Genomic DNA, 18,123 nt, shown 5'->3' with positions numbered 1-18,123 from the left:
GGGACAAGCCCGGGCATGACGACCGATAGCGCAAGTGTGCTCAGGTGTGCTTGTGCCTCAGCCTGTAAGAACGGGGAGAGGGGGCAGACCGAAGTTGCCACGACGCGCGGTGCCCCTTATCAAAGTGTTCGTGAGCGAATAGGGCCGGCTGGACTGGCTGCATCATTCGGACGTTGCATGCGGTTTACCTCCCTGGTCATCGAGCTCATTCGCGCCCGGCCGCGGCTGATCGTATGGATTGCCGTGCTGCTCCAGGCTTTGATGTGGCTGTTCGTGGCGCTGGTGTTCTACCGCAGCCCGCCCGGCAACCTCGCGACCGTTCTGGCCTTCGGCAGGGAATACCAGGTCGGCACCGATCTCGGCCCGCCGTTGCCGGTCTGGCTCGCCGACATTGCCTATCGTGCCGCCGGCGGCCACATGCTGGGCGTCTATGTCCTCGCCCAGCTCTGCGAGATCGCGACCTTCATCGCGCTCTATCATCTCTCTCGTGCCGTGATCGGCTCGCAGCAGGCGGTGCTCGCCGTGCTGCTGACGATGACGGTGCTGGCCTTCTCCTCGCCTGCGCTCGACTTCGGCCCCCTGGTGCTGGCGCGGCCGCTCTGGGCGCTCTTGCTGCTGCATTCCTGGCAGATCATCGGCCAGCGCCGCGGCAATGCCTGGTTCGCCTGGTCGATTGAAGCGGGCCTCTTGCTGCTGACGACACCGGCGGCGATCTTTCTCCTCCTGCTGATCGTCGTCTTCGCGGTCTCGACCGCCCGCGGCCGGCGGACCCTGCGCGGGCTCGATCCGCTCTTTGCGCTGATCGTCGTCGCCGTGCTGGCGCTGCCCTATGCGGTGTGGCTGATGCGGGCCGAGACGTTGACGATGCCGGCCTTGCCGCAAGTCGCCGAGCTCAACGCCCGCGCGCTGCATGCGGCTTGGCTGTTCGGCGGACTCGTGCTCGGGGCTGCCGCGATCCCGGCGCTGACCTTCCTCAACACCGGGATGTTCGACGGCAAGGGCGAGGAACCGCCGATCATCTACCGACCGCCGGTCGAGCCGCTCGCGCGCAACTTCGTCTATTTCTTCGCGCTGGCTCCGCCGCTCGGCGCGGTGCTGATCTCCGGCCTGCTCGGGCTCGACTCCGTCGTCGGCGGCGCCGGGGTCGTGCTGGTCATGCCCGGGCTTGCCGTGGTCGTTGCGGCCGGCGATCTCATCGCGATGCGCCGCACGCGGATGCTGCGCATGGTATGGGCCGCCGCCGTCGTCGCACCCGCCGCCGGCGTCGTGCTTGCGGTCCTGTTCCTGCCCTGGACCGGCGCCAACGAGATTGCGACCTCGATGCCGGCGCGCGCGATCTCGGACTTCTTCGACGAGAGCTTTGCCCGGCGCACCAACCATCGCCTGCGTGCCGTCGCCGGCGAGACGCAACTCGCCAGCCTGATCGCGCTGCATTCCGGCCGGCCGCATCTGTTCATCGATGCCGATCCTGCGCGCACGCCGTGGATGAATCAGGCAAAATTCAGCGAGACTGGGGGCGTCGTGGTCTGGCGCGCGTCCGATACCGCCGGCACCCCGCCGCCGGATATCCTCAAGCGCTTCCCCGGCATCGTGCCGGAAGTCCCGCGCGCCTTCGAATGGCTGGTGACCGGCCGCCAGCAGCTGCTCCGCATCGGCTGGGCCATCGTGCGGCCGAAGGGGACGTAGCCACGCACGTTGTCATTCCGGGGCTCGCGAAGCGAGAGCCCGGAATCCATCGAGCGACAGAGTTGGTGGATGAATGGATTCCGGGCTCGCGGCTTTGCCGCGCCCCGGAATGACGCCGCGCATGTGGTTACGTCGCGCCTTGCGCGAGGGCCTTCGCGATCGATCGCAGGTCCTGCCAGGACAATCGCTTGTAGGATGGCGAGCGCAAGAGATAGGCCGGGTGGAACGTCGGCAGCGCGCGGATGGTGCGCCCCCCGGTATCGTAATCGAACCAGCGTCCGCGCGTGCGCATGATGCCTTCACGCGTTCCGAGCAGAGTCTGCGTCGAGGGATTGCCGAGCGTCACCAGCACGTCCGGGTTCACGAGTTCGATATGGCGCTGGATGAAGGGCAGGCAGATTTGCGTTTCCTGCGGCGTCGGCGTGCGGTTGCCGGGCGGTCGCCAGGGAATGACGTTCGCGATGTAGGCGGTGGTGCGGTTGAGCCCGATCGCGCCGATCATGAGGTCGAGCAGCTTGCCGCTGCGTCCGACGAAAGGCAGCCCCTCAATGTCCTCGTCGCGGCCCGGCGCTTCGCCGACGAACATGATGCGCGCCTGCGGATTGCCGTCGGCGAACACCAGCCGCGTTGCGGTGTGCTTCAGCGCGCAGCCCTCGAAGCCCTGCATCAGCTCGCGCAGTGCCTCCAGCGTCGGCGCTGTGCGCGCGGCCTCGCGTGCCGAGGCGATGGCGACGTCCGGTGCAGGCGCGGCTTCGCCGCGCATGACCGCGGGCGCGGCGACCGGCCGCGGTGCCTCGACCGGCGGCGTGCGCGGGCTGGGCGGCGGAGCATCGATTTCCGCCAGGCGATCTATCGGTTCCTCCGCAAGCGCGCAGTCGACACCGGCCTCCAGATAGAAGGCGAGCAGCTCTCGGACGGTGGGTGCGGGTTCGGGGATCATGGGAAAGTCTGACTTTTATATCACCTTGGACGGCCTTGCACCCCGACGAAACGCATTTCCATGGTTGTCCTACCCGGAAAAATCGGAAACAAGAGGGCGCAAACGACCAAGGACCGTCTCAAGGGCTGAGATCAGATGAGCACCGAAGAACTTCCCCCGCGCGAATCCATGGAATTCGACGTCGTCATCGTCGGCGCCGGCCCCTCGGGTCTGTCCGCTGCGATACGGCTCAAGCAGCTCAACGCCGATCTCAACGTGGTCGTGGTGGAGAAGGGCTCCGAGGTCGGCGCGCATATTCTCTCGGGCGCCGTGATCGACCCGGCCGGGCTCGACAAGCTGATCCCCGACTGGCGCGAGGATGCCGACTGCCCGCTCAAGACGCAGGTCAAGGACGACCGCTTCTACTGGATGACGGCCGGCGGTGCGATCAAGCTGCCGAATTTTCTGATGCCGCCGCTGATGGACAATCATCACTGCTACATCGGCTCGCTCGGCAATGTCTGCCGCTGGCTGGCGCGCAAGGCCGAGGCGCTCGGCGTCGAGATCTATCCGGGCTTTGCGGCGGCCGAAGTGCTTTATGACGAGGACGGCAAGGTCAAGGGCATCGCCACCGGAGACATGGGCGTCGGCCGCGACGGCAAGCCGAAGGACTCTTTTACCCGCGGCATGGAATTGCTCGGTAAGTACACCCTGTTCGCCGAAGGCGCCCGAGGCAGCCTGACCAAGCAGCTCATCAACAAATTCGCCCTGGACGCCAAGAGCGAGCCACCGAAGTTCGGCATCGGCCTCAAGGAAGTCTGGCAGATCGACCCCGCCAAGCACCAGAAGGGCCTGATCCAGCATTCGTTCGGCTGGCCGCTCGACATGAAGACCGGCGGTGGCTCGTTCCTCTATCACTACGACGACAATCTCGTCGCCGTCGGCTTCGTCGTCCATCTCAACTACGACGATCCGTATCTGTCCCCGTTCGACGAATTCCAGCGCTTCAAGACTCATCCCTCGATCCGCGGTACCTTCGAGGGCGCAAAGCGGCTCGCTTACGGCGCGCGCGCGATCACCGAGGGCGGCTACCAGTCGGTGCCGAAGCTCAGCTTCCCCGGCGGCGCGCTGATCGGCTGCGCGGCCGGCTTCGTCAACGTGCCGCGCATCAAGGGTGTGCACAATGCGATGGGTACCGGCATGCTCGCGGCCGAGCACGTCGCAGCCGCGCTTGCCGCCGATCGCGCCAATGACGAACTCGTCGAATACGAGAATGCCTGGCGCACGTCGTCGGTCGGCAAGGATTTGTTTCTGGTCCGCAACGTCAAGCCGCTGTGGTCGAAGTTCGGCACCGTGCTCGGCGTCGCGCTGGGCGGCTTCGACATGTGGTGCAACACGCTGTTCGGCGCCTCGCTGTTCGGCACCCAGTCGCACGCCAAGCCTGATCGCGCCACGCTCGATCCGGCCAGGCAGCACACGCCCAAGGTCTACCCGAAGCCGGATGGCAAGATCTCGTTCGACAAGCTGTCCTCGGTGTTCCTGTCCAACACCAACCATGAGGAGGACCAGCCGGTCCATCTGAAGGTCACGGACATGAACCTCCAGAAGACCTCCGAACATGACGTCTTTGCCGGTCCTTCGAACCGCTATTGCCCGGCCGGCGTCTATGAATGGATCGAGGAGGGCTCTGGCCCGCGCTTCCAGATCAACGCCCAGAACTGCGTCCACTGCAAAACCTGCGACGTAAAGGACCCCAATGGCAACATCACCTGGGTTCCGCCCGAGGGCGGCGGCGGCCCGAACTACGAGGCGATGTAAGGGCAGGTCTGGTGATCTGGCGCACGTTCGCGTGAGGACCCGGCTGCGGCCACCCGCCGCGGCCACGATAAGGCCATAGTAGCGGCGTCTTGGGGCGCTCTTGGCGGATTCGCTTGGCCGATTTGGGGCATGCGGCGGGGGTCGCCCAGTCCGAATCCTTGCGGCGAAGCGCCAAAAGCGGCATTGTCGGCCCGACGGTTCCGGGTCCCTATGCCACCGGCCGCGTTCGCATGCGATACGGCCCCCTGTTGCAAACCCAGGCACTACCAACTCAAGGCGAGCCCCTGATGTTTTCAAATCGTTTCATCCGCTGGACTGCTGCCGCCATCGCTCTCACGGGCACCGCGATCGTGGCGGTCCCCGGTGCGGTCCTGGCGCAGACGCCGGATCACCCGGAGAACACGGCGGCGCAGTTTCCGACCCGAAACGATCTGAAGTCACTCACCGGTGCCGGCAGCTATCTCGCCGCCCGCCACGCCAGCGTCGAGCGTGACGCGGCATCCGCAGCCGCATTCTACCGTTCGGCGCTCCGGACCGATCCCAAGAACAACGAACTGCTCGACCGTGCCTTCATCTCGTCGGTCGCCGACGGCGACCTCGAGGAGGCGGTCAAGCTCGCCGAACGCATCCTCACAATCGACAAGACCAACCGCGTCGCGCGTCTCGTCGTCGGCGTGCATGATCTCAAGCTGAAGAAATACGCGGCCGCGCAGGCCAACATCAACCAGTCGATCCGCGGCCCGATCACCGATCTCGTCGCCACGCTGCTGTCGGGCTGGGCCGCCTATGGTGCCGGCGATGCCAAGGGTGGTGTCGCCACCATCGACAAGCTGGCCGGTCCGGAATGGTATCCGCTGTTCAAGGATCTTCACACCGGCATGATCCTAGAGCTCTCCGGCAGGGAGAAGGACGCCGGCGCCCGCTTCGAGCGCGCCTACAAGCTCGACGATTCCATGCTGCGCGTGACCGAGGCCTATGCGCGCTGGCTCTCGCGCAACAAGGATTCCGCCGCCGCGACCACCGTCTACCAGGCTTTCGACAAGAAGCTCGCACGCCATCCGCTGATCCAGGAAGGCCTGCGCGAGACCAAGGCCGGCAAGAAGATGCCGCCGCTCGTCGATTCCGCGCAGGCCGGCGCCGCCGAAGCGCTCTATGGCATCGGTGCCACGCTGACCCGCCGCGGCGGCGAGGACCTGGCGCTGGTCTATCTCCAGCTCGCGCTCTACCTCCAGCCGACCCATCCGCTGGCGCTGCTTTCGCTCGCCGATCTCTATGAGTCGGTGAAGCGGCCGAAGATGGCGATCAAGGTCTATGAGCGCGTGCCCGCGACCTCGCCGCTCAAGCGCAATGCGCAGATCCAGCTCGCCATTGATCTCGACACCGCCGACCGCACCGACGAGGCGATCAAGATCCTCAAGGGCGTCACGTCAGAGGATGCCAAGGACCTCGAAGCCATCATGGCGCTCGGCAATATCGAGCGCGGTCGTAAGCGGTTCGGTGATTGCGGGGCGACCTATTCGCAAGGAATCGACGTGCTGCCGCCCGGCAACGACAAGGCCAACAGCGTCTGGTATTATTATCGCGGTATCTGCGAGGAGCGCTCCAAGCAGTGGGCCAAGGCCGAGGCCGACATGAAGAAGGCGCTGGAGCTCCAGCCCGACCAGCCGCACGTCCTCAACTATCTCGGCTATTCCTGGATCGACCAGGGCGTGAATCTCGACGAAGGCATGAAGATGATCAAGCGTGCCGTCGAGCAGCGTCCCGACGACGGCTACATCGTCGATTCCCTCGGCTGGGCCTACTACCGTATCGGCAACTACGAAGAGGCGGTGAAGAACCTCGAGCGTGCGATCGATCTCAAACCCGAGGATCCCACCATCAACGACCATCTCGGCGACGCCTATTGGCGCGTCGGCCGCACGCTGGAGGCAAAATTCCAGTGGTCGCATGCCCGCGATCTCAAGCCAGAGCCGGAAGAACTTCCGAAAATCGAGGCCAAGATCGCCAACGGCCTCGCCGACGACAATTCGAACTCTTCTGCGGCTCAGGCCGAGAAGAAGAAGGACGACGGCAGGGGCGGCTGAGGTTTTGTTGGGGGCGTGTCGCCGATGTCGGCGTTGATTGAAGAGGGACGGGCGAAGGTCAATTTGAGCCTTCGCGTCGTCGGCCGTCGTGCCGACGGCTATCATGATCTCGAAAGCGTGGTGGCGTTCGCCGATTGCGCCGATCGGCTCACGCTGGAGCCAGGCGGTGAGCTGAAGCTCACCACCGCCGGGCCGCTGGCGGAGGCCTGCGGCGAGACGTCCGACAATCTCGTGCTCAAGGCCGCCAAGCTTCTGGCCGAGGCGGTGCCCGGCCTGAAGCTGGGCGCGTTCGCGCTCGACAAGGTGCTTCCCGTTGCGGCGGGCATCGGCGGCGGTTCGGCCGATGCCGCGGCGGCGCTGCGGCTCCTGGCGCGTCTCAACGATCTGTCGCTCGATGATCCCCGCGTTCAGAAGGTCGCACTCGCGACCGGCGCCGACGTGCCGGTGTGCCTCATCTCGCGCGCCTGCGACATGACCGGCGTCGGCGAGCAGCTATTGCCGCTCGCGCTGCCGAGCATGCCCTGCGTCATGGTCAATCCGCGCGTGCCGGTCGCGACCAAGGACGTGTTCCAGGCACTGGGGTTGCGCAACGGCGAGCTTCTGGTCGGCGTCACCGACGTCATCCGCGCTCCGGCCTGGCCCGGGGAGGGCGCCTCTATTTCCGATTGGGTCGAGGTTCTGGAAACCGTCGCCAACGACCTTGAAGCGCCTGCGCTGCGCATCGAGCCTGTCATCGGCGAGGTGCTGGAAGCCTTGCGCACCTCCGTCGGCGTCAAGCTCGCCCGCATGTCCGGCTCCGGCGCGACGTGCTTTGCGATCTACGGCGCGCCGGCCGAAGCCCATGCCGCCGCCGAGAAGATCCGGCGCGATCACCACGGCTGGTGGGTGCATGCGGGAACGTTGAGCTAGATATTCCCCCAAGGACGCTGTGTAGCCCGGATGAGCGAAGCGATATCCGGGATTCTTTCTTGTGGCTTCCCGCATGTCGCTGCGCTCATGCGGGCTACGGCATTGAGCTAACCGCCGCTTGCCTCAGCCAGTCCCAGAAACCGCCGGATCTCACCCAGCACCTCCTGCGGCTTGTCGTGCTGCAGCCAGTGTCCCGCGCCGGCGATCGTCTCGATGCGCGCCTGCGGGAAGTACCGCTCCAGGCCTGCCGCCCTGGCACCGGCGAGAAAGCTTTCACCGGCATTGAGCAGCAGCGTCGGACACGTGATGCGTGACCAGAGCTCGATGTGATCGTCGGGCCAGAGCCGGTGCGGCGCAGCGGCGCGCTGATAGGGATCGAACTTCCAGCTGTAGGTGCCATCCTCGTTCCGCCGCGCACCATGCGTGGCGAGATGCAGGGCGAGGTCACGGGACAGCCGTTTGTTGTGAAGCATCATCTGCGCGGCGGCGTCCTCGAGCGTGGCATAGCGGCGCGGCGTGCGGTCGTGCAGCTTGTCGAGCTGGGCGACCCATTTGCCGATGCGCTCATGCGCCGGCGGTTTTGGTGTATCCGGCAACATGGTCACACCGTCGAGAATCACGAGCTTCGAGACCCGCTCGGGGAATGAGCCCGAAAAGATCAGGCTCACCATCCCGCCCATCGAATGGCCGATGAGAGTGACCTGAGGCGCTGCGATATTGCGGACGAGCTGGGAGAGATCGTAGACATATTCCGTCAGCGCGTAGCTGCCGCCTCGGGTCCAGTCGGAATCGCCGTGACCGCGCAGGTCGGGCGCGAGCACGTGAAAATGCGGCTGCAACGATCGGGCAATGTGATCCCAGCTCCGGCAATGATCGCGGCCGCCATGGACCAGGATGAGAGGTGGCGCGCTCTCATTGTCCCAGTCGGCGTAATGCAGCCGCAGGCCGTGCGATTCATGGAAGCGGCTTTGCGGGGCGAGCATCGCGGCGCTATCCATTCACCGGCCGCCGCGCCAGCGCGAGCGAGAGGCCGAGGCTGGCGATGAAGACGCCGGAGCCCTGCGCGAGACGCCGCATCAGCTGCGGCCGTCCGATCAACTGCGTGCGTGTCGCGGTGGCCATCAGCACCACCACGACATCGGCGAGCGTGTTCAGCGTCACCGAAATCGCACCTAACACAATGAATTGCAGCGTCGGGTTCGATCCCGAGGGATCGAGGAATTGCGGAATGAAGGCAAGGAAGAACGCCGCGGTCTTCGGGTTCAGGGCCTCGACCAGCACGCCGTCGCGGAAGGCGCGCTTGTCGCCGACGGCCTCGCTCTCGAGCGACAGCGCGCGACCGGCGCTGCGAAACGTCTTGATCCCGAGCCAGACCAAATAGAGCGCGCCGACGAATTTCACGACGGCAAACAGTTCCGCGCTGGCCAGGATGATCGCGGAGATGCCGAGGCTGCCCGCGACGACATGAACGAGCCCGCCGAGTGCCGTGCCTGCGGTCGACGCCAGGCCACTGACGCGTCCCTCCGACAGGGTTCGTGCCGCGACGTAGAAAATGCCGGGGCCCGGAACGGCGGCGATGAGACAAGCTGCGGCCAGGAACAGCCAGAAATTCGTTTCGGTCATCCTGTTTTCGTAGCGGAGCGAGCGGCGATTGCAAGGCCCTCTCGCTTAGCCCATCCGGCGGAAGATCACGCTGGCGTTCACTCCGCCGAACCCGAACCCGTTGGAGATGGCGCTCTGCATCGGCATCGCTCTCGCTGCGCCAGCAACGATGTCGATGCCTTCAGCGCCGGGATCCGGATTTTCGAGATTGAGCGTCGGCGGCGCGATCTGGTCGCGCAAGGCCAGCACGGTGAAGATCGCCTCCAGCCCGCCGGCGGCGCCGAGCAGGTGCCCGGTGGCCGATTTGGTCGCGCTCACGGCAATGCCGCGGTTACGGCCGAACAGCGCGGCGATCGCGCCGAGCTCGCTCTCGTCGCCGGCCGGCGTCGACGTCGCATGCGCGTTCAGGTGCTGCAGATCCGCGGGCTCGAGCTTCGCCTGCCGAAGCGCGATCTCCATGGCGCGGCGGGCGCCGTCGCCATCGGGCGGACCCGAGGTCATGTGATAGGCGTCCGCGGTCGTGCCGTAGCCGACGATCTCCGCGATCGGCGTCGCGCCGCGCGCCAGTGCATGTTCCAGTGCCTCGATCACCAGGATGCCGGCGCCTTCGCCCATCACGAAGCCGTCGCGGTCGCGATCGAACGGGCGCGAGGCGCGCGCGGGTTCGTCGTTGAAGCCGCTCGATAGCGCGCGGGCCGCGGCAAAGCCGCCGAGGCTGACGATGTCGATGCAGGCCTCCGCGCCGCCGCAGATCGCGACATCGGCTTCGCCTGCGCGGATCATTCGCGCGGCATCGCCGATCGCCTGCACGCCGGCGGCACACGCCGTGACCGGGGTGCCCAGCGCGCCCTTGTAGCCGTGTTTGATCGAGACCTGGCCCGCGGCGAGATTGGCGAGGAACGAAGGGACCGTGAACGGCGAGAGCCGGCGCGCACCGCGCTGCTCGGTGATGCGCACCGCCTCCGCCATCGCCGGAAAGCCGCCGATGCCGGAGGCGATGATCGTCGCGGTGCGCTCCAGCGCGCGTGCGTCCTGCGGCATCCATTTGGCCTGTGCGACCGCTTCTGCGGCGGCGAGCAGCGCGAACAGGATGAAGCGGTCCATCTTGCGCTGGTCTTTTGGCGCGGCCGCCTGCGCCGGATCGAAGCCGCCATCGGCGTCATCGGCCTTGTCGGGCACGAGACCGGCGATGCGCGCCGGCAGTACCTGCGCCCATTCGGGCAGAGGGCGCAGCCCGCTTTGGCCGGCGAGCAGCCGCCGCCACGACAATTCGACCCCACAGCCGAGCGGCGACACCGCGCCCATGCCAGTCACGACGATACGACGCATGTCAGTCTCCAGCCGGCGCCACGGCCGGGTTCATGGCCTTGAGCGAAGCGAGCCGCACGCGCATTCCGCGGCTGGCGCGGGGACCGGGAACGGCGATTGTGTTAGCGAGCGTGATCGGCTGCATGTCGGCGGCGTCGACCACGATTGGATCGAATGGGCGAGCGTCACTCCGGTTCGCCAGCACGATGGATGCGCCCTTCGGCGCGAGATGCTTGTTGCCCCAGGCGAGCAGCGCGACGATCACCGGAAAGAAATCCCGCGCCTTGTCCGTCAGCACGTATTCGTAGCGCGGCGGACGTTCGTTGTAACGGCGTCGGGCGAACATGCCGCTCGCGGTGAGATGGGCGAGGCGCCGCGACAGGATGTTCGGCGCGATTCCGAGGCTTTGCGCGAATTCGTCGAATTTCGTCGCGCCCTGAAACGCATCGCGCAGGATCAGGATGCTCCACCATTCGCCGACCGTCTCCACGGCGCGGCCGACGGGGCATTCCTGAATGGAAGGAGATTTGGGCTGCATGGGGAAAGGATAGGGAAGTAACTTGCAAAATGCAAGTGACTGGCATGCGAACCGCAAATGCGGGCGAAGCGGGCCAATGCGAAGCTATGTTTGATGAGACGTGAGGTGGGCGTCGACCAAATCGCTGTCGTGCCCCGGACGCAGCGCAGCGCCTCTTTGCGGTGCGCTGCAGGGCCGGGGCCCACGTCGCCGATGATTACGGATGTCGCGTAGGTCCCGGCTCTGCGCAGCAGCGTTTCACGCTGCAGCGCGTCCGGGACACGAGAGCGAGCGGTGTCGTCGCGTCTTGCTCGCAATGACGAGGTGGAAAGAGCCTTAGGGTGAGAGCCTAATGCGACCGCGCCAGGCAGAACGCCACGACCTGCTCCAGCGCGCTCTTCATCGGCGAGGGCGGGAACAGCGCGAGCGCGTCGACGGCCATGGCGCCGTAGTGCTGGGCGCGGCTCAGCGTATCCTCGAGCGCGCGGTGCTTGTTCATCAGGCCGATGGCGTGGTCGAGATCGCCGTCGCCGATCTCGCCGCGCTCCAGCGCGCGGATCCAGAAGGCGCGCTCGGTGTCGTTGCCGCGGCGGAAGGCCAGCACGACCGGCAGCGTGATCTTGCCCTCGCGGAAATCGTCGCCGGTGTTCTTGCCGAGCTTGGCGCTCTTGCCGCCATAGTCGAGCACGTCGTCGACGAGCTGGAAGGCGATGCCGAGATTCATGCCGACCGAGCGGCAGGCGGTCTGCTCCGCCTTCGGCCGGTTGGCGATGACGGGACCGACCTCGCAGGCGGCCGCGAACAATTCGGCGGTCTTGCCGCGGATCACGGCGAGATATTCGTCCTCGGTGGTCGCGGTGTTCTTGGCGGCGGCCAGCTGCATCACCTCGCCCTCGGCGATGGTGGCGGCGGCCGCGGAGAGGATGTCGAGCGCGCGGAGCGATCCGACCTCGACCATCATGCGGAAGGCTTGGCCGAGCAGGAAGTCGCCGACCAGCACGCTCGCCTCGTTGCCCCAGAGCATGCGCGCCGACAGCTTGCCGCGGCGCATCTCGCTCTCGTCGACGACGTCGTCGTGGAGCAGGGTGGCGGTATGCATGAACTCGACGGAGGCCGCGAGCTTGATATGGCCGTCGCCGGTGTAGCCGGCCAGATTGGCCATGGCGAGCGTCAGCATCGGGCGCAGGCGTTTGCCCCCGGAGGAGATCAGGTGGTTGGCGACCTCCGGGATCATGGTCACCTCGGAGCCGGTCCGCGACAGAATCGTGGCGTTGACGCGCTCCATGTCAGGGGCGACAAGGGCAACCAGCTCTTCGATCGACGCGCCGGGAGTTTCGAAAGGTACGATGACGGCCACGCCGATCTCCAATATTTGCCCCGGAAGGGCTATTCTGATGGAAAGACAATAGAAACTGGCGACGGACGCGGCAAGACCTCGGAACCATTGACATTTGCCGCATGCCCCCCTTTCAGGCAGGAGATCTGCGTTTTGCGCGAACTGGTTCGGACCAATGACATGGTGCTGGTGTCGGCGATCGGCGCGCTGCTCGACGGTGCCAACATCCATCATCTGGTGCTGGACCAGAACATGAGCATCATCGAGGGCTCGCTCGGCATATTGCCGCGGCGGATCCTGGTCCATGAGGACGATGTCCAGGAGGCTAGGGCTCTCCTCACCGAAGCCGGCCTCAGCCACGAACTGCGCGGCGATGATTGAGGCCGCAGATATTACCGAGGACGCCTTTCTCGGCGGGCAATTGCGGTTGAAGCAGAAGCGATCCGGCCATCGCGCCGGGCATGACGCCATCCTGCTTGCAGCGGCGACCGACGCCCGGGCAGGGGACCGCGTAGTCGATTTCGGCGCCGGTGTCGGTACGGCCGGACTGGCGCTGGCCCGCCGCGTCGCGGGCATCAGGCTCAGCCTGGTCGAGATCGATCCGGAGCTGGCCGAGCTCGCGCGCGGCAACGCGGCGGCGAACGCGATCGCCGCCGAAACGATCGTCCTCGACGTCACGGCCGAGCCGCAGGCCTTTGCGTCAAACGGGCTGTCGCCCGACAGCGTCGATGTGGTGTTGATGAATCCGCCCTTCAACGATCCGGCCCGGCATCGCGGCTCGCCGGATCGGGCGCGGCACACCGCGCATGTGGCGACGGAAGTGACCCTGCATGCGTGGGTGCATGCAGCGCGGCGTATCCTCCGATCCAATGGCGTGCTGACCTTGATCTGGCGTGCAGATGGAATCGCCGAAGTCCTGGCAGCGCTGTCACGCGGTTTCGGCAGTCTCTCGATCCTGCCGGTTCACGGCGAGGCCGGGCGGCCCGCGATCCGCGTGCTGGTGCGTGCGGTGAAAGGCGGCCGGGCCCCGACGCGATTGCTGCCGGGCCTCATGCTCAACGCCCAGTCACGCTTGTCCGAAAGCGCGGTGACGCAGATTCTGGAAGGGAGAGCGGCCTTGCCGCTGGTGGAACTGTGAGGGCTTACCGGGGAAGCGATTCGGACTGCTGCTCTTGCGGCGACGTGAGGCGGATCGCCATGAACAGCGCGCCGATCAGCAGCATCAGCAGATAGATTTTCATGGTGTTCTCCGCTGCCTCATTGCAGCCTCCCAACGGGAAAACTGCAAAGCACGTTCCGGGCACTTCCAATGACAGTCGCGTGATAAGAAATGGTTAATCAGAGGTAACGGCATGGCCGAACAATTGAACGATCGTGAGAGTTCCGGCCTGGCCGACAAGCTCATGCAATATCTGCCGGCGCGCTTTCGGCCGGGTACCCCAGTGGTGCCGGTGGTGCGGCTGTCGGGGGTGATCGGTGCGGTGACGCCGCTGCGCCCCGGGTTGACGCTTGCCGGCATCGCGCGGGTGCTCGAGCGCGCGTTTTCGTATCGGCACGCCAAGGCCGTGGCGCTGGTGATCAATTCTCCCGGCGGCTCGCCGGTGCAGTCGCGTCAGATCTACTTGCGCATCAAGCAGCTCGCGGCGGAGAAGAAGCTGCCGGTGCTCGTGTTCGTCGAGGACGTCGCGGCGTCCGGTGGCTACATGATCGCCTGCGCCGGCGACGAGATCATCTGCGATCCGTCCTCGATCCTCGGCTCGATCGGCGTGGTCGGCGGCAGTTTCGGCTTTCAGGAGGCGATCAGGCGGCTCGGCATCGAGCGCCGCCTCTACACAGCGGGCGAACACAAGGCGATGCTCGACCCGTTCCTCCCGGAAGACCCTAATGACGTCGCCAAGCTGAAGGCGATCCAGCGCGAGATCCACCAGATATTCATCTCGCTGGTCAAGGAAAGCCGCGGCGCACGGCTGAAGGGAGCGGATGATACCCTGTTCACGGGGGAATACTGGGCCGGCGAGAGCGCCATCGCGCTGGGGCTCGCCGACCACATCGGCGATCTTCGCTCAACTCTTCGTGCCCGCTACGGCGAGAAGGTTCTCACCCCCGTGATCGCACAGCCGACCGGGCTGCTCTCCGGCCTTTTGGGGCGGAAATCGCCCGGCGCGGGGCAGCTTTTGGCCCTGGAATCGATGGTCGGCTTGCCGGACGAGCTGATCTCGGCGGTCGAGACGCGGGCGATCTGGGCGAAATTCGGGTTCTAGGCAGCGCCATTTGGTCCGGGCCGCGCCAATTGCGGCGCTGGCCCATCTGCGCAACAATGCAGGTGGGGGCTGAGCACTAGACGAGGATCGACTGATGCCGCCGTTCGTCGCTTTCGCGGGCGTCTTGGGCGGGCTTGCCGTGGTCCGCTGGGCCTACAAGACCGCTGTCCGGATCAACCAGGAGCTGGAGGAGATGCGCCTGTCGCGCGTCGCCGAAGCCGCCCGCATGGGGGATATCCAGACGCTGAAGCGTGACCCCGTAACCGGAGCTTATCGTCCGGGTTAGCTGCCACAGTCGTCATGCCCGGGCTTGTCCCGGGCATCCACGTTCTTCGTGCGGTTACACAAGGCGTGGATGGCCGGGACAAGCCCGGCCATGACGGAGTACAGGGCCGCTTTCCGGCCCCCTTCGCCTTGATTCCCATCCCCGCCGTCGATACGGTCCCGCGCGATTCAAAACCCCCCGCGAGAGCCCGATCTGACGATGGACGCCTCATTGCCCGCCCATATGCGCCCGGAACGCTCGTTCCAGGGCTTCATCCTCGCGCTCCAGCGGTTCTGGGCCGAGCAGGGCTGCGTGATCCTGCAGCCCTACGACATGGAAATGGGCGCGGGCACCTTCCATCCGGCGACCACCCTGCGCGCGCTCGGGCCAAAGCCCTGGAATGCGGCCTATGTGCAGCCCTCGCGACGGCCCAAGGACGGCCGTTACGGCGAGAACCCGAACCGGATGCAGCACTACTACCAGTTCCAGGTGATCATGAAGCCGTCGCCGCCGAATCTTCAGGATCTGTATCTGAAGTCGCTCGCCGCGATCGGCATCGATTCCGCCGTGCACGACATCCGCTTCGTCGAGGACGATTGGGAGAGTCCGACGCTGGGTGCCTGGGGTTTGGGCTGGGAGTGCTGGTGCGACGGCATGGAGGTCAGTCAGTTCACTTATTTCCAGCAGGTCGCGGGCTTCGAATGCGCGCCGGTCGCGGGTGAGCTCACCTATGGCCTCGAGCGCCTCGCGATGTATGTGCAGGGCGTCGACCGCGTCTACGACCTCAACTTCAACGGCCGCGAGGGTGACGCCAAGGTCACCTATGGCGATGTCTTCCTGCAGGCCGAGCAGGAATATTCGCGGCACAACTTTGAATACGCCGACACCGCGATGCTGTTCGAGCAGTTCAAGATGGCGGAAGCGGCCTGCCGGAAATATCTCGACGCCGGCTGGCGCGAAGGCGGCAATCGGAAGCAGCATCTGATGGCGCTGCCGGCCTACGACCAGTGCATCAAGGCGAGCCATGTCTTCAATCTGCTCGATGCGCGCGGCGTGATCTCCGTGACGGAGCGGCAGAGCTACATTCTTCGCGTGCGCGAGCTGGCCAAGGCCTGCGGCGAGGCCTGGATCCACACTGAAGCGGGCGGAGCGGCCTGATGCCCGATCTTTTGCTTGAACTGTTCTCGGAAGAGATTCCCGCGCGCATGCAAGGGAAGGCGGCCGACGATCTGCGCCGCATGGTCACCGACAAGCTCGTCGCCGAAGGCCTCGTCTACGAGGGCGCGAAAGCCTTCGCGACGCCGCGCCGCCTCGCGCTCACCGTGCACGGAATCCCTGCGCGCCAGCCCGACCTCAAGACCGAACGCCGCGGCCCCAAGATCGGCGCGCCCGATGCGGCCGTGCAGGGCTTCCTGAAAGCGACCGGTTTGAAGTCGCTGGATGAGGCCAAGATCCAGCGCGACCCCAAGGGTGATTTCTACATCGGATTGATCGAGAAGCCGGGTCGCGACGCGATCGACGTGCTCGCGGAAATCCTCCCCGTCATCGTCCGCACCTTCCCCTGGCCGAAATCGATGCGCTGGGGCGCGCGTTCCGGAAAGCCCGGCTCGCTCAACTGGGTGCGTCCGCTGCACGCGATCACCGCGACGTTCGGGCTCGAGACCGAGGAGCCTGATGTCGTGAAATTCTCGGTGGACGGCATCGAGGCCGGCCAGACCACTTACGGCCATCGCTTCCTTGCGCCCGCGGCCATTTCCGTGCGCCGGTTCGAGGACTATGAGGCCAAACTCCTCGACGCCAAGGTCGTGCTCGACCCCGAGCGCCGCAAGGACGCCATCCTCACCGACGCCAAGCAGCTCGCATTCGCGCAAGGGTTCGAGCTGGTCGAGGACCAGAACCTGCTCGACGAGGTCGCCGGCCTCGTCGAATGGCCGGTCGTGTTGATGGGTTCGTTCGAGCCGGAGTTCCTGGCGACGCCGGCGGAGGTGATCCGCGCCACCATCCGCAACAACCAGAAGTGCTTTGTCGTGAGCGACGCCAAGACGGGCAAGCTCGCCAACAAGTTCATCCTGGTCGCCAACATCGAGGCGACCGACGGCGGCAAGACCATCATCGCCGGCAACGAGCGCGTGATCCGCGCGCGGCTGAGCGACGCGAAGTTCTTCTTTGAGACGGATCTCAAGACGAAGCTCGAAGACCGCCTGCCGAAGTTCGAGCAGATCGTGTTCCACGAGAAGCTCGGCACCCAGGCCGACCGCATCAAGCGCATCGAACGCCTTGCCGCCGAAATCGCGCCGCTGGTCGGCGCCGATGTCGCCAAGGCGACGCGCGCCGCGCATCTGGCGAAGGCGGATTTGTTGACGGAGGTTGTCGGCGAGTTTCCTGAAGTGCAGGGCCTGATGGGCAAGTACTACGCTCTGGCCCAAGGCGAGGACGCCTCCGTCGCCGCTGCCTGCGAGGAGCACTACAAGCCGCAGGGCCCGGCCGATCGTGTGCCGACCGATCCAGTCAGTGTTGCGGTAGCGCTCGCCGACAAGATCGATACGCTCGTTGGTTTCTGGGCGATCGACGAGAAGCCGACGGGCAGCAAGGACCCGTATGCTCTGCGTCGCGCGGCGCTGGGTGTGATCCGGCTGATCGCGGAGAATGCGCTGCGTCTGTCGTTGATGAAGGTGGCGGCGTCGGCGCTCGCCGGCCTGTCGGTGAAGCCCGCCGATGCGCAGAAGCTTCCCAGCGACCTGCTCGCCTTCTTCGCCGACCGCCTCAAGGTCCAGCTCCGCGAGCAGGGCGCGCGGCACGATCTCGTTGACGCCGTGTTCGCGCTCGGCGGCCAGGACGACCTCCTGATGATCGTCCGTCGCGTCGAGGCGCTCGGAAAATTCCTCGATACCGACGACGGCAAGAACCTGCTCGCCGGCACCAAGCGCGCCAGCAACATCCTCTCGATCGAGGAGAAGAAGGACAAGCGCAGCTTCGACGGCGCGCCCGATGCTGCGCTCTACAGCCTCGCTGAGGAGAAGGCGCTGGCGAAAGCGATCGGCGAGGTCAAGGCGGAAGCCGGCGCTGCGGTCGCCAGGGAAGACTTTGCCGCCGCGATGAGCGCGATGGCGAAGCTGCGTCCGCCGGTCGATGCCTTCTTCGACAAGGTGCGCGTCAACGACGACGATGCGAAGGTGCGCGAGAACCGCCTGAAGCTGCTCAACGAGATCCGCAGCGCCACGCGCGCGGTGGCGGATTTCTCGAAGATCCAGGATTGAGGCGCGGGTATTGCGGCTCTCGTGCCCCGGACGCAGCGCAGCGCTACTTCAGCGGTGCGCTGCAGAGCCGGGGCCTATGCTGGCCGCGTGCTCGGAACCCTGGGTCCCGGGCCGCGCTTCGCTTGCCCGGGACACAAGATAGAAAGTGCCCCACCCGGCGG

16 protein-coding genes are annotated in these 18,123 nt (G+C 66.0%); 10 read left to right on the top strand and 6 right to left on the bottom strand.

Going from position 1 to position 18,123, the window contains the following annotated elements; all coding sequences use genetic code 11:
* Nucleotides 1–177 precede the first annotated feature (177 nt).
* Nucleotides 178–1,686, top strand: a complete 1,509-nt coding sequence (locus ACM42_RS03515; RefSeq protein WP_271526615.1) for a glycosyltransferase family 39 protein — start codon at nt 178–180, stop codon at nt 1,684–1,686.
* Nucleotides 1,687–1,813: 127 nt separating this feature from the next.
* On the opposite strand, the gene ACM42_RS03510 is transcribed toward ACM42_RS03515, so the two are convergent.
* Nucleotides 1,814–2,626, bottom strand: a complete 813-nt coding sequence (locus tag ACM42_RS03510) for a uracil-DNA glycosylase (RefSeq protein WP_271526614.1) — start codon at nt 2,624–2,626, stop codon at nt 1,814–1,816.
* Nucleotides 2,627–2,761: 135 nt separating this feature from the next.
* Between ACM42_RS03510 and ACM42_RS03505 the strand changes: the two genes are divergently transcribed.
* From ACM42_RS03505 to ACM42_RS03495, 3 genes are all read left to right on the top strand, one after another.
* Nucleotides 2,762–4,423: an electron transfer flavoprotein-ubiquinone oxidoreductase gene (locus ACM42_RS03505; protein ID WP_271526613.1), complete on the top strand. Its 1,662-nt coding sequence runs from the start codon at nt 2,762–2,764 to the stop codon at nt 4,421–4,423.
* 287 nt (nt 4,424–4,710) lie between these two features.
* Nucleotides 4,711–6,507 (top strand): tetratricopeptide repeat protein, encoded by a 1,797-nt coding sequence (locus tag ACM42_RS03500; RefSeq protein ID WP_271526612.1) that lies wholly within the window; start codon nt 4,711–4,713, stop codon nt 6,505–6,507.
* Between the two features lie 24 nt (nt 6,508–6,531).
* Nucleotides 6,532–7,416: a 4-(cytidine 5'-diphospho)-2-C-methyl-D-erythritol kinase gene (locus ACM42_RS03495; protein WP_271526611.1), complete on the top strand. Its 885-nt coding sequence runs from the start codon at nt 6,532–6,534 to the stop codon at nt 7,414–7,416.
* A gap of 107 nt (nt 7,417–7,523) precedes the next feature.
* Here the strand turns inward: ACM42_RS03495 and ACM42_RS03490 are convergent, their stop codons facing one another.
* The 5 genes from ACM42_RS03490 to ACM42_RS03470 form a co-directional block, all read right to left on the bottom strand.
* Nucleotides 7,524–8,399, bottom strand: coding sequence for an alpha/beta fold hydrolase (locus ACM42_RS03490; RefSeq protein WP_271526949.1), 876 nt, complete (start codon nt 8,397–8,399; stop codon nt 7,524–7,526).
* Between the two features lie 7 nt (nt 8,400–8,406).
* Nucleotides 8,407–9,039, bottom strand: coding sequence for a LysE family translocator (locus ACM42_RS03485; protein WP_271526610.1), 633 nt, complete (start codon nt 9,037–9,039; stop codon nt 8,407–8,409).
* Nucleotides 9,040–9,084: 45 nt separating this feature from the next.
* Entirely contained in the window at nt 9,085–10,347 is a 1,263-nt protein-coding gene (fabF, locus tag ACM42_RS03480; protein ID WP_271526609.1) for a beta-ketoacyl-ACP synthase II, read from the bottom strand.
* 1 nt (nt 10,348) lies between these two features.
* Nucleotides 10,349–10,864: a winged helix-turn-helix transcriptional regulator gene (locus ACM42_RS03475; protein WP_271526608.1), complete on the bottom strand. Its 516-nt coding sequence runs from the start codon at nt 10,862–10,864 to the stop codon at nt 10,349–10,351.
* 328 nt (nt 10,865–11,192) lie between these two features.
* On the bottom strand, nt 11,193–12,200 hold the full coding sequence (locus tag ACM42_RS03470; RefSeq protein WP_131866317.1) for a polyprenyl synthetase family protein: 1,008 nt from the start codon (nt 12,198–12,200) through the stop codon (nt 11,193–11,195).
* A gap of 132 nt (nt 12,201–12,332) precedes the next feature.
* Here ACM42_RS03470 and ACM42_RS03465 point away from each other — a divergent pair, with 132 nt between their 5' ends.
* The 6 genes from ACM42_RS03465 (at nt 12,333) to glyS (ending at nt 17,962) form a co-directional block, all read left to right on the top strand.
* Nucleotides 12,333–12,560 carry a putative signal transducing protein gene (locus ACM42_RS03465; protein WP_028178667.1) on the top strand — a complete coding sequence of 76 codons (228 nt, stop codon included), beginning with the start codon at nt 12,333–12,335 and terminating at the stop codon, nt 12,558–12,560.
* Nucleotides 12,553–13,317, top strand: a complete 765-nt coding sequence (locus tag ACM42_RS03460; RefSeq protein ID WP_271526607.1) for a tRNA1(Val) (adenine(37)-N6)-methyltransferase — start codon at nt 12,553–12,555, stop codon at nt 13,315–13,317. Before ACM42_RS03465 ends, ACM42_RS03460 begins: the two co-directional genes overlap by 8 nt.
* Nucleotides 13,318–13,531: 214 nt before the next feature.
* Nucleotides 13,532–14,440, top strand: coding sequence for a S49 family peptidase (locus tag ACM42_RS03455; protein ID WP_271526606.1), 909 nt, complete (start codon nt 13,532–13,534; stop codon nt 14,438–14,440).
* Nucleotides 14,441–14,534: 94 nt separating this feature from the next.
* Complete coding sequence (locus tag ACM42_RS03450) at nt 14,535–14,726, top strand: hypothetical protein (RefSeq protein ID WP_028178670.1); 192 nt, start codon at nt 14,535–14,537, stop codon at nt 14,724–14,726.
* A 198-nt stretch (nt 14,727–14,924) separates the two neighbouring features.
* Complete coding sequence (locus ACM42_RS03445) at nt 14,925–15,863, top strand: glycine--tRNA ligase subunit alpha (RefSeq protein WP_035678589.1); 939 nt, start codon at nt 14,925–14,927, stop codon at nt 15,861–15,863.
* Nucleotides 15,863–17,962, top strand: a complete 2,100-nt coding sequence (gene glyS / locus ACM42_RS03440) for a glycine--tRNA ligase subunit beta (protein ID WP_271526605.1) — start codon at nt 15,863–15,865, stop codon at nt 17,960–17,962. The genes ACM42_RS03445 and glyS overlap by 1 nt, the downstream gene beginning before the upstream one ends.
* Nucleotides 17,963–18,123: the final 161 nt, after the last annotated feature.

It is taken from the genome of Bradyrhizobium sp. CCBAU 25338, assembly GCF_028128965.1.
Classification (GTDB): Bacteria; Pseudomonadota; Alphaproteobacteria; order Rhizobiales; family Xanthobacteraceae; genus Bradyrhizobium; species Bradyrhizobium liaoningense.
The sequence above is the reverse complement of the archived record's forward strand: the minus strand, read 5'-3'. Positions and strand labels throughout refer to the sequence as shown.